The organism is Microbacterium sp. ARD31 (genome assembly GCF_031844425.1).
On record NZ_JAUZVE010000006.1, the window covers coordinates 238,736 to 252,508 of the forward strand.

Here is a 13,773-nt window from a genome sequence, read left to right on the forward strand (position 1 = left end):
CGCGCCGCGCGCGCCGCATCCGCCGCGCCGCCCGCGAAAGCGCCCCTCCGTGCCGAGAGCGCCTGCCCCGCACGCTCTCCAACCGGCGCGCTCGGCAGCAACCCACGCTCTCGCGGCGCACGCCGCGCCCCGCGCGCGAACCCCCGGCGCCTCAGCCGACGGGCTCGGCGACGTCGCGTGCGCGGCGGCCGGCGGCACGGACGGCGCCGATCGACGCGACGATAACGAGCGCGATGCCCGCGACCTCGAGCAGGCTCAGGTGCTGGCCGAGCAGCAGGAACCCGGCGAACGACGCCGTCGCGGGGGCCAAGGCCATGAGGATCGAGAACGCCGCTGCGGGCAGTCGGCGCAGCGCGATGAGTTCGAGCGCGTACGGGATGGTCGACGACAGCACCGCGACGGCGGCGCCGAGCGCGACGAGGTCGAGGCGCAGCAGTGACGCACCGGCATCCACGATCCCGAAGGGCAGCGACAGGACGGCACCGACCGCCATCGCGAGCGCCAGGCCGTCGAGCTTGGGGATGGCGGCGCCCACCTTCGCCGAGGCGAGGATGTAGAACGCCCAGCTGACGGCGGCGCCCAGGGCGAAGACGACCCCGAGCGGATCGAGCCGGTCGAAGCCGCCGCCGCCGAGCGCGACGACGCCGACGAGCGCCAGCCCTGCCCACAGCCACGCCGACGCGCGCCGGCTCGCGATGATCGAGAGCGCCAGCGGTCCGAGGATCTCGATCGTGACCGTCACGCCGAGCGCGAGCCGTTCGAGCGCGAGGTAGAAGAAGCCGTTCATGACGGCGAGCGCGACGCCGAGCTGCACGACGGCGGTCCACGCGGCGCGGCTGTGCCCGCGCAGCGACGGACGGGCGATGAGCCACAGGATGAGCGCCGAGAACACGAGGCGCAGCATCACCATCCCGAGCGGGCCGACCTGCGGGAACAGCAGGACGGCGAGCGAGGCACCGACCTCCTGGCAGCAGAGGCCGACGACCACCAGGACGACCGCGGTCGTCGGGGCGGTGCGTGTGGTCACTCGCCGCAGATGGCGTAGCCGGCGAGCTCCTCGCCGAGGCTCTCGACCGTCCACGGCAGGCCCAGCTCGGGAGCCGTGCGACCGTCGGCGGCAGGAGCCTTCGACGCGAGGGCGGCGAGCTGCCAGGCGAGCAGGCGCGCGACGTTCGACGACGCGCGCGAGTCGTTGAGCACGACGACGACCGACATCCCCGTCTCACGGTCGGCGAAGGCCGCGACCATGTAGCCCGGGAGGGAGCCGTACTGCCCGACGAGGCTGTCGCCCTGATACGTGCCGCCCTTGGCCGTGAACCAGGTGGGCTGCGAGTCGGCGACGGGACGGGCGTCCGCGAGGCGCTGCTCCACGTCGTAGGGGCGGGCGCCGACGGCGAGGGCGCGGACGTAGGTCGAGAGGTCCGCGACGCTCGACACGGCGCCGGCCGCCGCTGCGCCGACGCTGGAGGTGAGGTCCGTCATGTCCGTCGGGGCGCTGCAGTCGGCCTTGCCGTCCTCACCGGACGCGAGGTACGAGCCCTTCAGCCGGTCGCCGCCGCCGACCCCGGCGGGCAAGGAGCTGGAGGTCATCCCGAGCGGCTGGAAGACGTACTCGTCGAAGAGCTCGTTCAGAGGCGTGTTCGCGGCACGCTCGAGCACGATGCCGAGCAGCACGTACCCGGTGTCGGACTCCGCGAAGCGCGCGCCGGGCTCGAAGGCGCGCGGCTGGCCGAGGCCGTAGGCGACGAGCTCGCGCGGGTTCCAGGTGCGCTCGGGCGTCGCGAGGACCCGTTCGAAGATCGCGCCGAGGTACCCGTGCAGTCCGCTCGTGCTGTCGCACAGCTCGCCGAGGGTGATGTCGCTCTCGGCCGGGTAGGAGTCGACGTACTCCGCGATGCTGTCGTCGAGGGCGACGGTGCCCTTCTCGACGAGGGCGTACAGGACGTCGCAGGTCATCGCGCGGGTGACGTTGACAGCTTTGAAGGTCATCGCGGGGTCGACCTTCGGGCCGCCCTCACCCGAGGTGCCGACACCGGCGACCCACTGGCCCGACCAGGGCACCGACACCGAGACGATGGCCCCGCTCGCGCCGACGGCGGTCATCGCCGTCTCGGTCAAGGTCTGCATCTGGTCGGTCAGATCCGACGGGAGCGCCCCGTCGACCTGGTCGACGCCGATGTCGATCCGCGCGGGTCCGGGTGAGCACGCTCCGAGACCGATCGCGAGACCGAGCGCCGTCACCGCTGCGACCACTCGCCTCGACACTCGTCCTGCCACGCGCAGATCACCCCCGTTTTTCCCGTCCCATGATTACAGCACACCCGTCGGCCGCCTCCCGTTCGCCCGACCGCACCCTCCTAGGCTGTGCGCATGACCGCCGTCTTCGACGACTCCGTGCAGCGCGCCGTGCTCCACCACATGAACGCCGACCACACCGACGACAACGTGCTCATCGCGCGCGCGTTCTCGCCACTCCCCGACGTCATCGCGGCGACGATGACGACCTTCGACGGGGAGGCAGGTCAGTGGCACGTGATCACCGCGGACGGGGCTGAGGACGTCATCCGCATCCCCTGGCCCGGCGGCGCGATCACCGAGCGCGCCGAGGTCCGGCGCGAGATCGTCGCGCTCTACGACGCGGCCTGCGCCCGGCTCGGCGTGGAGCCCCGCCCGCATTCGTAGATATCCGACCTTCAGGTTAGCTGAGCCTTACTGTACGCTCGGGGCCATGTCCGAGCCCGTCCCCTTCTCCGCCGCCGTCCGCGCCCGCTCCGCCGGCGCCCACTCGTCGAGCGAGGGCGCCGACTTCATGTCGGACCTCATGCGCGGCGAGGGTTCCCGCGAGGACTACGTCGCCCTCGTGGCGCAGCACTGGTTCATCTACGAGGCGCTCGAGACAGCGGCCGCCCGCATGAGCGGCGACCCCGTGGCATCCCGGTTCCTCAGCGACAAGCTGACCCGTCTGCCCGCTCTCGAGGCCGATCTGGAGTTCCTCATCGGCACCGACTGGCGCGAGCGCATCGCGCCGCTGCCGACGACCGCCCGCTACGTCGCACGCATCGCCGAGGTCGGCGCGACCTGGCCGGGCGGCTTCGTCGCACATCACTACACGCGCTACCTCGGCGATCTGTCGGGCGGTCGGTTCATCGCGCGGATCATGTCGCGCCGCTTCGGCTTCGAGACCAACGGCATCGGCTTCTACGTCTTCGACGACATCGCCGATCCCGCCGCGTTCAAGGACGTCTACCGCGAGCAGCTCGACGCGGTGCCGTGGGATGCCGCCGAGCGCGAGCGCGTGATCGACGAAGTCCTCCTCGCCTACCGCTTCAACACCGAGCTGTTCGCCGACCTCGCGGCCGCGAAAAGCACCTCGGCCGCCTGACCTGACGAGCGGATGCCGCGGCTCACCCCGCGTTCTGCGCCGCCCGCACCCCGGCCATGAAGCGCCGCACGTCGCGGTCGACGAGGATGTCGGCGGGGCGCAGAGGCCGCGACAGGTAGAGCCCCTCGAGCGAGGTCAGCCGCGAGAGCGCGACGTAGGTCTGCCCCGGCGCGAAGGCCCCGTTGCCGAGGTCGACGATCGCGCGGTCGTACGTCTTGCCCTGCGACTTGTGGATCGTGACCGCCCACGCGAGACGCAGCGGGAATTGCGTGTACTCGGCGACGATCTCGCGGGTGAGCTTGCGGGTGCCGGGGTCGTACGCGTAGCGGAACTTCTCCCACACCGTCGGTTCGACGTCGTGCTCCTCGCCGTCGAGCTCGACGCGGACGGTGCCGCCCGCGATCCGCGTGACGGTGCCGATCGACCCGTTGACCCAGCGCGGACCGTCGCCGCCGAACCCGCCGATGTCGTTGCGCAGGAACATCACCTGCGCCCCGACCTTCAGCTGCAGCTCCTGGTCGGCGGGGTAGGCGTCGCCGCGCCCGAAGTCGCCGCTGATCTCGGCACGGGCGGTCTGGGCAGGACCGGGCAGCGCGTCGAGGTGGCGCTGGTTGATGCGCGAGACGATGTCGTTGCGGGTCGCGAGGGTGATGATCGGCACCTCGCCGGCGGCGGGCTCGGGGGGCTTGCGGGCTCCCGCCGCGTTGAGGGCCCCCGCGATGTCGGCCGTCACGATCCCGTGGCGCACGGCGTTGAGCATCGCCTTGAACGCATCGTCGGACTGGCGGTGGATGTCGCGCAGCTCGGCGATGTGCAGCGGAGCGCCGACCCGGCCGAGGTCGAGCAGCCCGTCCGAGCGGATCGCCCCGGCATCCGCTCGGGGTCCTGCCCACACCTGCGCGTCGAAGAACCAGAACGAGCGGTAGTGGTCCTGGATGTAACGCAGCTCGTCGCCGCGGGGCGGCACCGGGGAGAGCTGGTACGGGTCGCCGAACATGACGACCTGCACCCCGCCGAACGCCTCGGCGCGACGGCGGCGGGCCTGGCGCAGCGACCGGTCGATCGCGTCCATGACGTCGGCGTTGACCATCGACACCTCGTCGATGATGAGCGTGTCGATGGCGTTGAGGATCTTGCGCGTCGCGTCGGTCTGCTCGATCTCGCTGTCGGCGATGAGGCCGATCGGCAGCTTGAACAGCGAGTGGATCGTCTGGCCCTCGACGTTGAGTGCGGCGACGCCGGTGGGTGCGCAGACGGCGATCTGCTTGTTCGTGTTCCACGCGAGGTGCTGCAGCAGCGTCGACTTGCCGGTGCCGGCACGACCCGTGACGAACACGTGTTCGCGGGTGTCCTCGATGAGACGGAAGAGCGCGTCCTGTTCGGGAGACAGGGGCGGCGTGCTCACCGGAACAATGCTAGCTACCAGCCGGGCTTTCCTAGACTGAGCGTGTGGAACGCGAGGGGGAAGAGGCGGTGACGGATGCCGCCGCGCCCGACGCCCCCGCGGCCCGCACCCGCACGGCCACCGTCGCCGGACCCCGTCGGCGCCGCAAGCTCGCGTTCGACCTGACGGTGCTGGGGGTGGTCGGCATCCTCTTCCTCGGTGCCGTCGGTGCGACGTCGGCCGTCCTGTACCGCCAGCTCTACAGCCCGACCGCGTTCGTGCTCGACTACCTGCACCTGCTCGCCGACGGGCGCGCGACCGACGCCCTGCTCGTGCCCGGCGTCTCGGCCACGTCGAAGGACCTCGCCGCCGCGGGTCTGCCGGCCGATGCCAGCGCGGCGCTGCTGCGCGGCAGCACCCTGACGCCGCTGTCCGACGTCGAGCCGGTGTCGGAGGAGACGGATGCCGACGGCACGACGGCCGTCACCGTCACCTACCGCGTGGGCGGTCACGCCGGCGAGACGACGTTCGAGGTCGAGCGCGACGACGACGAGGGCGGCATCCTCCCCCGCTGGCGGTTCGCGCAGAGCCCTCTCGCGGTGATCGAGCTGGGCGTGCGCGGGTCGATGCAGTTCGAGGTGAACGGCTTCGAGATCGACAAGCGTCAGGTCTCGCCCGAGGCGGAGGAGGCCGACCCGCTCGAGCCGATCCCGATGCTCGCCTTCTCGCCGGGGCTCTACTCGATCACCGTCGACACCGCGGCGACGACGAGCCCCGGGGTCGCCGTGCTGTCGGACACCCCGCTCGCCGAGATCCCGGTCTCGTTCCAGGCGGAGCCGACCGACGAGTTCATCGGCGTGGTCCAGCGCGAGGTCGACGCGTTCCTCGCGGAGTGCGCGACGCAGAAGGTGCTGCAGCCGACCGGATGCCCCTTCGGGTACTACGTGCGCAACCGCATCGTCGAGCCGCCCACCTGGTCGATCGAGGAGAACCCGGTCGTCACCCTCGAGCCCGACGGCGCCGGATGGGCGATCACGCGCACGCAGGCGGTCGCCAAGATCGACGTGCAGATCCAGTCGATCTTCGACGGCTCGATCTACGACGTGACCGAACTGGTCCCGTTCTTCCTGACGGGCAAGATCACGATCCTCCCCGACGGCACCGCGTCGATCGCGGTGTCGGCCGCGGACTGACCGGGCTCAGCGCGCGGCTTCGCGCCGGGCATCCCGTTCGGCGATCGCGGCGAGCCGGGCGTTGTACGCCTCGAGCTCCGCATCGCCGCTGCGGTCGGCCTGCCGGTCGTCGCGTCGCTGGCGTCGCTCGTCGGACCGGCTCCACTGCACGGCGACGACGATCGCGAGGATGAGCGTCGGGATCTCGCCGATCGACCAGGCGATGCCGCCGCCCATGTACTGGTCGGCGAGCGGGTCGAGACCCCACGTCCGCCCCATCGAGCCGAACCACTCGGCGACGAACAGTCCCGACGACATCATGATCGCGATGCCGAAGAACGCGTGCATCGCCATGACGCCGATGAGGGTCAGCAGGCGGCCGGCGTGCGGCAGCCGGTAGGGCACGGGGTCGATGCCGACGAGCGAGAGGACGAAGAGGTAGCCGACCGTGAGGAAGTGCAGCACCATCCACTCGTGACCGAGGTGGTCGTACAGCGTCCAGCGGAAGATGTCGGTGTAGTAGAACGCCCAGAGCGACACGATGAACAGGGCCGCCGCCACGAGCGGATGCGTGATGATCTTCGCGTACGGGCTGTGCACGGCCCAGAGGATCCACTCGCGGCCGCCGCGCGTGCCGTCGTCGCGCTTGCGGATGGCGCGGGACGCGAGGGTCACGGGCGCACCGAAGACGAGGCATATCGGGATCGCCATCGACAGCAGCATGTGTCCGACCATGTGCATGCTGAAGAGGTAGTCCTGGTACGCGTTGACCGGTCCGCACGTCACGTACAGCAGGAGCAGGAGCCCGGTCACCCACAGGACGGTGCGGCCGATCGGCCAGCGGTCGCCGCGGCGGGCGAGCCGGCGCACCCCCGCGAGGTAGAAGAACAGGCCGAACCCGACGGCGAAGGCCCAGATGGGGTCGACGTCCCACATCGTCACGAAGCGCAGCGGGGTGAGCTCGGGCGGCAGCGGCGACCCGGTGAGCACCTCTGCGGGCGTCGCGTCGGTGGGGATCGTCGTATCGACCGGCGGCGGGGTGAGCGAGAGGGCGACCGCCGCGCCCGAGGCGATGCCCATGAAGAGCACCTCGACGGCGACGAGGGTCCAGAAGCGTGCGGCGACGGCGGTGTCGCGGATGCCGGCGATCAGCCGTCGGCGGTAGATCGCGCCGAGCACACCCAGCGCGAGCAGGGCACCGACCTTGACCATGACGAGCGCGCCGTACGGCGAGAAGACATTCGCGGGGCTGACGAGCCCGATGAGGGCGCGGGCGACACCCGAGAGGGTGACCACGATGAAGGCGGCGAGCGCGATGCTCGAGTAGCGCTGCAGGACGACGACCAGCTTGTCGCGCGACAGCACGGGTCGCAGCAGCACGATCAGCAGCAGACCGCCGAGCCACGCCGCTGCCGCGATGATGTGGAGCGAGAGCGAGGTGACGGCCGAGTTGTGGTTCGCCTCGCTGCCGGTGTGGCCGGCGGTCGCCATGGGCACCATCGCGGCGATCGCGAGGATCGTCACCAGCAGGGTCGCCAGCCAGCCGCGGACGGCGAACGCGAGGACGGTCAGCGCCGCTGCCGCGACGGTGGTCATGAGCCAGGCGCGGCCGGGGTCGGTGTCGACGAGGAAGCGGCCGAGCTGCTCGCCGAACGCCGCATCCGCGCTCGGTCGTGCCGGGATCACCTTGAGGAAGGTGAGGTAGGCGGTCGTGCCCGCCGAGACGGTGAGGATCGCCGCGCCGGCGGAGGCGGCATCCAATGCCAGGTCGAACTCCTTCGACCCCGACGCGAACGCGAACACCGCGAGCACCAGCGAGCCGACGAGGAGCGCGGCCGAGAGGTTGACGACGAGCTCCGCCACCGGGAGACCCCAGCGGACGACTGGACCGGGGTCGCCGATCACGAGCGGCGCGGCGCCGCCGCCGTAGGCCAGGCCCAGGAGGAGCGCGACGAGTCCCGCGCCCGCGAGGATCACCGGGCCGGAGAAGCGGAGAGCACGCGGGTTCACCCGTCAAGCCTACGCGCGGGCGGGTGGGGGAACGCCGAAGGGGGACGCCTCTCGGCATCCCCCTTCGTACGTCTGCAACGTCTTACTTGACGGCAGCCTTCAGCTTCGAGCCGGCGCTGACCTTGACGCGCTTGCCGGCGGGGATGTTGATCTCGGCACCCGTCTGCGGGTTGCGGCCCGTGCGAGCCGAGGTCTCGACCTGCTCGAACGCGATCCAGCCCGGGATCGAAACCTTCTCGCCCTTGGCGACGGCCTCGGAGACGGACGAGAACAGGCCGTCGACGACGCGCGAGACGGTGGCCTGGCTCTCGCCGGTGGCGCTGGCGATGCTGGCGACGAGTTCGGTCTTGGTGATGGCCATGGTGCTCCTCCAGACGGCGGGTCGCCGTCTTCAGTTACTCGGACCGACGGGATTCCGCCGGTTGGTCGTTGCGACCGGTCCCGAATATACCCACGAACCCCGGAATTCCGCGGATCTTCGGTCACCTGGGCCGTAATCGACCGGCGTGTCGTGTGTCAGAAGGGGTTTTTGAGGCTGATGTTGCCGATTCGGGCGGATTCCGCGGATTTCCGCGGGAGGGGTTGCTTTTGTGCGCGGGTGTGCCGTCGGCATCCGTCGTCTGTCGCCGGATTCGGAGAACGGCGCGGGATTCGGATGCGGCGGGCGAAGGGCGAGCGGCAGCAACCGCGGAAAATCGGTGCGATCCGAGCGCCTGGGCGGGGTGACTGCTGGATGCGGGGCGAAACTCCGCGGTTGGTGTCGCGGCATCCGCGTCAGATGCGGCGCAGGGCGGCGACGACGTCGTCCTCCCAGCGGCGCGCGGCAGGCAGCGCGCCCACATAGAGAGGGGTGTCGTGCGTGACGCCGAGGTAGCGCGTCGCGCTGGCGTCGACCCCGGCGTCGCGGAGCTTCGCCGCGTACGTCGCGCCGTCGCGGCGGAGCGGGTCGTACTCCGCGGTGAGGATGACGGCGGGCGGCAGTCCCGCATGCGACGCCGCGCGCATCGGCGAGGCGTACTGCTCGCGCGCGCGGGACCGGTCGCCGAGGTAGGTGCGGGCGACCGAGCGCAGCTCGCGCAGCGCGATGAACGCCGGCACCCCGAGCGCGTACGTCGCGCGCAGGTCGATCCAGCGGCCGGTGAGGTCGGTGACGGGGACTTCGAGGATCTGCAGGGTCGCCTGTCGGGTCCCGCGGTCGCGGTTCATCAGAGTGAGGGATGCCGCGAGGCATCCCCCCGCTGAGGCACCGTTCAGGCCGATCCGGTCCGGATCGAGTCCGAGTTCGGCGGCGTGGGCGTGCAGCCACACCCACGCGGCGTGGACCTGCTCGACCTGTGTCGGGTAGCGGTGCTCGGGCGCGAGCGAGTAGCCGACCGCGACGAGCACGACGCCGGAACGGTCGGCGCGGCGGCGACACGAGGCATCCGCCGTCGGGTAATCGATGCCGCCGATGCGGAACGCACCGCCGCCGATCACGAGGCACGCCGGCGCCGGGGTCGGGGCCGAGGCGGGGCGGTAGATGCGGATGCGGACGTCGGGGTACCCGTCGACCGGCACGGCGTGCTCGGTCGTCTCCATCTGCGGGCCCGGGATGCCGGCGGTGCGCAGTTCCATGCGGTCCCAGTTGAGGGCGGCGCGGCGGTGCCGCTCGCGCGGCGTGAGCGGCTTCGCCTTCGTGGCTGACGCGGATGCCGCGGGTGCGGGCTTCGCCGGACGGAATCGCGCGGTCAGCTCGGTCCACGCCTTCTTCGCGAGGTAGCGGCGGTGCGTGCGCAGTCGCTCGCGGAAGAACGGATCCAACGGCATGGGGCTCCCTCCGACCGTTCGAGCGTAGCCCCGGGTCGTCGGGCGCGGACTCGACCGCGGTGAGGGAACCGCCGAAGACGTCACGAGTGATCGACGCGGGTCCGGCCTGGATCTCCCGCGTTCGGTTCAGCAAGACATGGCGGACCGCTTACTTCCCAGGGCGGACACCCCATCGCGTGACGAGTACGGCATTCGCCAACAACGACGCCCCATCCCACGCGTCGAGACCCGTCAGTCCTCGAGTCCCTCCAGCTCAGCGAGCGCCTGCCTCGCTCGGTGCAGCCGCTCGCTCTCCGGCTCGTCCCACCAGTAGGGACCTCGCTCGCCGAGCCCGTGCTTGGCCAGGTCGACGCGTCTGCGGGCGGCTGCCGTGGCATCCGGATCACCCTGAGCGCGGCGCACCCCTGATCTGCCGCGCCCGAGATGGGAGGTCAGCGCCGCCACGAGTTCCGCGGGCAGCGACGGGTCGGTACGCCGCCATCGACGTCCATTGATGACAAGCCATCGCTCGTCGTCAGAAGCTGCGTCATCCGCCATCGATAATCGGTTAAAGAGGGTTTCGGGGCCGCTCAGCCCAGCCGGCGTTCGATGAGGATCGTGTCGCGCCAGGTGTCCGCCCAGGGGCCGTAGGTCATGTACGCGACGCGTTCGCGGTAACCGATGCGGCGGAAGCCGGCCCGCTCGTGCAGAGTGAGGCTGGCGGTGTTCTCGGGGAAGATGCTGGCTTGAACCGTCCAGATGCCGGCAGGTGCGGCCTCGCTCAGGAACGCGGCGAGAAGATCTCTCCCGACCCCGCGCCCGCGGGCGTCATGTGCGACGTACACGGAATGTTCGACGACGCCTCGATAGACCTCTCGCGCCGAGACCCGGGACGCGGCGATCCAACCGAGCACGGCGCCAGCGGAGTCGGCCGCGACGAGCCGACCGACACCGAGCTTTCCTCGATCGAAGTCACTCCACGACGGGGGCTCGCTCTCGAACGTGGCGTTTCCCGCGGCGATGCCTTCGCGGTAGATCGACTCCACCTGTGGCCAATCGTTCGCAGTCATGGCACGGATGGTCGCGTGGGTCATGGGCGAAGAGCCTGGGATGCCGCGTCGAGGGCGTCGGTCACGACCCGGTAGTAGGCCCAACGGCCGCGCTGCTCGCGGGTGGCCAGTCCTGCATCGACGAGCTGCTTCATGTGATGCGAGACGGTCGGCTGGGACAGACCCACCGGTTCGGTGAGGTCGCAGATGCAGGCTTCCCCGTCGTCGGATGCGGCGATGAGCGAGAGCAGTCGCACACGGGTCGGGTCCCCGAGGGCTTTGAAGACCCGCGCGGTGCGCTCCGCATCCGCGACCGAGATCACACTGCCCGTGACCGTGCCGCAGCACACGGCCCCGTCCGTGGGTGCGAGAAGCGGGAGATGCGTGGGCATGAGGCCATCCTCCCACGTCGTATTGACATCTGTCGATGCGTTGGGGCATTCTCGATCCATCGAGATTCGTCGATGTGTATCGGAAGGTTCAGATGGAGAGCGCATTGCCCGTGGTCGTCATCGGCGCAGGCCCGCAGGGGCTGGCGGCGGCCGCACACCTGGTCGAGCGGCGCATGCCGGTCATCGTGCTCGAAACCGGTGCTTCTCCTGCTGCCGCTGTTGCCGAGTGGGGGCACGTGCGGTTGTTCTCCGAGTGGCCCGAACTCATCGACGCGGCCGCAGCGCGCCTCCTGAGCACCACCGGATGGCAGGCACCGACCGCGGGGTACCCCACCGGACAGCAGTGGATCGAGACCTACCTCGCCCCCCTCGCAGCGGCCCTGGGCGATCGCATCCGCCTCGGCGCCCGCGTCACGGGCGTGTCCCGTCTCGGCCGGGATCGGCTCGTCGACGCGGGACGCGGGGATCAGCCGTTCACGGTTCACGTCGCTCCCGCGGAGGGGGAGGAGTATCGGCTGCAGGCTCGTGCCGTCATCGACGCATCGGGCACGTGGGCCACCCCGAACCCCGCCGGCGCCGACGGGCTCCCGGCGCTGGGAGAGACTGCCGCAGCGGATCTGCTCTCGTACCGCATCCCGGACTTCCGAGATCGAGCCGGGTTCACCGGCACGCACACGGTCGTGATCGGTTCCGGCCACTCCGCTGTCACCGCTGTCCTCGCCCTTGCGCGCATGGCGCGGCGCGATCCGTCGACCACCGTGACGTGGGCGCTGCGACGAGCGACGGCCGGCAACACCTTCGGCGGGGGCGACGCCGACGAGCTGCCCGCCCGCGGGGCGCTCGGGAAGACGGCGAAGGAGTACGTCGACGCCGGTCTCGTCTCGCTCGTCACCGGGTTCCGCGTCGAGCGTGTCACTCGCGCGGGCGAAAGCGCCGTTCTGGTCGCTGAGGACGGCCGCACCCTCACTGCGGATCGGGTGGTCGTGCTGACCGGGTTCCGTCCCGATCTGTCATTCCTCTCGGAGCTGCGGCTGGAGCTGGACCCGACGCTGCAGGCACCCGTCCGGATAGCCGCCGAGATCGACCCCAACGTGCACTCCTGCGGGTCCGTCGCCGCGACCGGTGCCGCGGACCTCGCTCAGCCCGAACCCGACTTCTACCTCGTGGGAGCGAAGTCGTACGGGCGCGCCCCGACGTTCCTCGCACTGACCGGCTACGAGCAGGTGCGGAGCGTCGCGGCGGAGCTCGCCGGCGACCGCGAGGCCGCCCGCCGTGTCGAGCTGTCCCTGCCGGACACCGGTGTGTGCGGGGGCGCGGGACTGTTCGACGCAGCCGGCTCCTCGCTCGGTGGTGCATGCTGCGCCCCGCCCGCCGCGTTGCTGCAGGTCGGCCGGTCCCCGGCATCCGTCTGATCATGGATGCCGAACCGCGCCCACCGTCATCGGTGCGACCGCCGTTGATGCGCCGCCTGGCCGCCGAGTTCCTCGGGACCGGGATGCTGGTCACGGTCGTCGTCGGATCGGGGATCGCCGCGCAGCGACTGTCTCCGAACGATGTCGGCCTGCAACTGCTCGAGAACAGCCTCGTCACCGCCCTCGGCCTCGCCGTACTGATCCTCCTGGTCGGCCCCGTATCGGGAGCCCATCTCAACCCCGCCGTCTCCCTCGCCGACTGGGTGCTGTCGCGCCGTCGTGCCGGCGGCCTCTCGTCGACCCACCTCGGCGCGTACGTCGCCGCTCAGATCACGGGCGGAGTCGCCGGCACCCTGCTGGCGAGCGTCATGTTCGACGTCGCCCCGACGCTCTCGACCACTCCTCGCGCGACCGCAGGGCACCTGGTCGGGGAGGTGGTCGCCACTGCGGGACTGGTGCTGCTGGTGTTCGCCCTCGCGCGCACGACCACGGCCGCCGTGACCGCCGCGGCGGTCGGGGCCTACATCGGTGCTGCCTACTGGTTCACCAGCTCGACCTCGTTCGCGAACCCCGCCGTCACCGTCGCCCGGATCTTCACCGACACGTTCACCGGGATCGCCCCCGCCTCCGTGATGCCGTTCATCCTGGCGCAACTCGTCGGCGCCGCCGTCGGAGTCGCGCTCCTCCTCGTCCTCTACCCGACGGCCGATCGCACCGCCGCCCGCGCCGTCGTCCCCATCCGACCCGACAGCACACCGCAGGAGCACTCATGACCGACACCACCAAGCCCGCCGTCCTCTTCGTCTGCGTCCACAACGCCGGCCGATCGCAGATGGCCGCCGGCTACCTCCGCGCGATCGCGGGCGACCGCATCGACGTGTTCTCCGCCGGCAGCGAGCCCGGCAACGCCGTCAACCCGAACGCGGTCGCCGTCATGGCGGAGGAGGGCATCGACCTCACCGGCGCCGTTCCTCAGATCCTCACGACCGATGCCGTCCGCCAGGCCGATGTCGTGATCACCATGGGATGCGGCGACGCCTGCCCGATCTTCCCGGGCAAGCGGTACGAGGACTGGCAGCTCACCGACCCCGCCGGCCAGCCCATCGACGTGGTCCGCGAGGTCCGAGACGACATCCGAGGACGGGTCGAAGAGCTCGTCGCGAGTCTCGTCTGACCGCGACCCGGCG

Annotated in this window: 15 protein-coding genes; 6 read left to right on the forward strand and 9 right to left on the reverse strand. The window is 71.0% G+C overall.

Annotated elements, in window-relative coordinates:
* Window positions 1–151: 151 nt before the first annotated feature.
* Together Q9S36_RS18440 and Q9S36_RS18445 are read right to left on the reverse strand one after the other, a co-directional pair.
* Window positions 152–1,027 (reverse strand): DMT family transporter, encoded by an 876-nt coding sequence (locus tag Q9S36_RS18440; RefSeq protein ID WP_253035958.1) that lies wholly within the window; start codon window positions 1,025–1,027, stop codon window positions 152–154.
* Window positions 1,024–2,277 (reverse strand): serine hydrolase domain-containing protein, encoded by a 1,254-nt coding sequence (locus Q9S36_RS18445; RefSeq protein ID WP_311286383.1) that lies wholly within the window; start codon window positions 2,275–2,277, stop codon window positions 1,024–1,026. The genes Q9S36_RS18440 and Q9S36_RS18445 overlap by 4 nt, the downstream gene beginning before the upstream one ends.
* Before the next feature lie 93 nt (window positions 2,278–2,370).
* Here Q9S36_RS18445 and Q9S36_RS18450 point away from each other — a divergent pair, with 93 nt between their 5' ends.
* Both Q9S36_RS18450 and Q9S36_RS18455 read left to right on the forward strand, forming a co-directional pair.
* Entirely contained in the window at window positions 2,371–2,682 is a 312-nt protein-coding gene (locus Q9S36_RS18450; RefSeq protein ID WP_311286384.1) for a DUF2470 domain-containing protein, read from the forward strand.
* 46 nt (window positions 2,683–2,728) lie between these two features.
* Window positions 2,729–3,382 carry a biliverdin-producing heme oxygenase gene (locus Q9S36_RS18455; protein ID WP_311286385.1) on the forward strand — a complete coding sequence of 218 codons (654 nt, stop codon included), beginning with the start codon at window positions 2,729–2,731 and terminating at the stop codon, window positions 3,380–3,382.
* A 22-nt stretch (window positions 3,383–3,404) separates the two neighbouring features.
* Here the strand turns inward: Q9S36_RS18455 and Q9S36_RS18460 are convergent, their stop codons facing one another.
* Window positions 3,405–4,787 (reverse strand): ATP-dependent RecD-like DNA helicase, encoded by a 1,383-nt coding sequence (locus tag Q9S36_RS18460; protein ID WP_197471613.1) that lies wholly within the window; start codon window positions 4,785–4,787, stop codon window positions 3,405–3,407.
* A gap of 44 nt (window positions 4,788–4,831) precedes the next feature.
* On the opposite strand from Q9S36_RS18460, the gene Q9S36_RS18465 reads away from it, so the two are divergent.
* Window positions 4,832–5,959: a hypothetical protein gene (locus Q9S36_RS18465; RefSeq protein ID WP_311286386.1), complete on the forward strand. Its 1,128-nt coding sequence runs from the start codon at window positions 4,832–4,834 to the stop codon at window positions 5,957–5,959.
* Window positions 5,960–5,965: 6 nt separating this feature from the next.
* Here the strand turns inward: Q9S36_RS18465 and Q9S36_RS18470 are convergent, their stop codons facing one another.
* From Q9S36_RS18470 to Q9S36_RS18495, 6 genes are all read right to left on the reverse strand, one after another.
* Window positions 5,966–7,948, reverse strand: coding sequence for a cytochrome c oxidase assembly protein (locus Q9S36_RS18470; RefSeq protein WP_311286387.1), 1,983 nt, complete (start codon window positions 7,946–7,948; stop codon window positions 5,966–5,968).
* 82 nt (window positions 7,949–8,030) lie between these two features.
* Window positions 8,031–8,309 carry an HU family DNA-binding protein gene (locus Q9S36_RS18475; protein ID WP_064002669.1) on the reverse strand — a complete coding sequence of 93 codons (279 nt, stop codon included), beginning with the start codon at window positions 8,307–8,309 and terminating at the stop codon, window positions 8,031–8,033.
* Window positions 8,310–8,722: 413 nt separating this feature from the next.
* Window positions 8,723–9,754, reverse strand: a complete 1,032-nt coding sequence (locus Q9S36_RS18480) for an alpha/beta hydrolase (RefSeq protein WP_311286388.1) — start codon at window positions 9,752–9,754, stop codon at window positions 8,723–8,725.
* A 231-nt stretch (window positions 9,755–9,985) separates the two neighbouring features.
* A complete protein-coding gene (locus tag Q9S36_RS18485) occupies window positions 9,986–10,291 on the reverse strand; it encodes a biopolymer transporter Tol (RefSeq protein ID WP_311286389.1) in 306 nt (101 codons plus the stop codon).
* 32 nt (window positions 10,292–10,323) lie between these two features.
* Entirely contained in the window at window positions 10,324–10,827 is a 504-nt protein-coding gene (locus Q9S36_RS18490) for an N-acetyltransferase family protein (protein ID WP_311286390.1), read from the reverse strand.
* Window positions 10,824–11,174 (reverse strand): helix-turn-helix transcriptional regulator, encoded by a 351-nt coding sequence (locus tag Q9S36_RS18495; RefSeq protein ID WP_231872752.1) that lies wholly within the window; start codon window positions 11,172–11,174, stop codon window positions 10,824–10,826. Before Q9S36_RS18495 ends, Q9S36_RS18490 begins: the two co-directional genes overlap by 4 nt.
* A 92-nt stretch (window positions 11,175–11,266) precedes the next feature.
* On the opposite strand from Q9S36_RS18495, the gene Q9S36_RS18500 reads away from it, so the two are divergent.
* Genes Q9S36_RS18500 through Q9S36_RS18510 form a run of 3 tightly spaced genes read left to right on the forward strand, consistent with a single transcriptional unit; the run spans window position 11,267 to window position 13,760 of the window.
* Window positions 11,267–12,586 (forward strand): NAD(P)-binding domain-containing protein, encoded by a 1,320-nt coding sequence (locus Q9S36_RS18500; RefSeq protein ID WP_311286391.1) that lies wholly within the window; start codon window positions 11,267–11,269, stop codon window positions 12,584–12,586.
* Window positions 12,587–12,633: 47 nt separating this feature from the next.
* Complete coding sequence (locus Q9S36_RS18505; RefSeq protein ID WP_311286469.1) at window positions 12,634–13,359, forward strand: MIP/aquaporin family protein; 726 nt, start codon at window positions 12,634–12,636, stop codon at window positions 13,357–13,359.
* A complete protein-coding gene (locus tag Q9S36_RS18510) occupies window positions 13,356–13,760 on the forward strand; it encodes an arsenate reductase ArsC (RefSeq protein ID WP_064002675.1) in 405 nt (134 codons plus the stop codon). The genes Q9S36_RS18505 and Q9S36_RS18510 overlap by 4 nt, the downstream gene beginning before the upstream one ends.
* The last annotated feature ends 13 nt before the right edge of the window (window positions 13,761–13,773 follow it).

Excerpts from the sequence above, each read along its gene's own strand:
- Q9S36_RS18450 (WP_311286384.1), top strand. The coding sequence starts at position 2,371 with ATGACCGCCGTCTTCGACGACTCCGTGCAGCGCGCCGTGCTCCACCAC.
- Q9S36_RS18455 (WP_311286385.1), top strand. The coding sequence starts at position 2,729 with ATGTCCGAGCCCGTCCCCTTCTCCGCCGCCGTCCGCGCCCGCTCCGCC.
- Q9S36_RS18475 (WP_064002669.1), bottom strand. The coding sequence starts at position 8,309 with ATGGCCATCACCAAGACCGAACTCGTCGCCAGCATCGCCAGCGCCACC.
- Q9S36_RS18480 (WP_311286388.1), bottom strand. The coding sequence starts at position 9,754 with ATGCCGTTGGATCCGTTCTTCCGCGAGCGACTGCGCACGCACCGCCGC.
- Q9S36_RS18485 (WP_311286389.1), bottom strand. The coding sequence starts at position 10,291 with ATGGCGGATGACGCAGCTTCTGACGACGAGCGATGGCTTGTCATCAAT.
- Q9S36_RS18490 (WP_311286390.1), bottom strand. The coding sequence starts at position 10,827 with ATGACCCACGCGACCATCCGTGCCATGACTGCGAACGATTGGCCACAG.
- Q9S36_RS18495 (WP_231872752.1), bottom strand. The coding sequence starts at position 11,174 with ATGCCCACGCATCTCCCGCTTCTCGCACCCACGGACGGGGCCGTGTGC.
- Q9S36_RS18500 (WP_311286391.1), top strand. The coding sequence starts at position 11,267 with ATGGAGAGCGCATTGCCCGTGGTCGTCATCGGCGCAGGCCCGCAGGGG.
- Q9S36_RS18505 (WP_311286469.1), top strand. The coding sequence starts at position 12,634 with ATGCGCCGCCTGGCCGCCGAGTTCCTCGGGACCGGGATGCTGGTCACG.
- Q9S36_RS18510 (WP_064002675.1), top strand. The coding sequence starts at position 13,356 with ATGACCGACACCACCAAGCCCGCCGTCCTCTTCGTCTGCGTCCACAAC.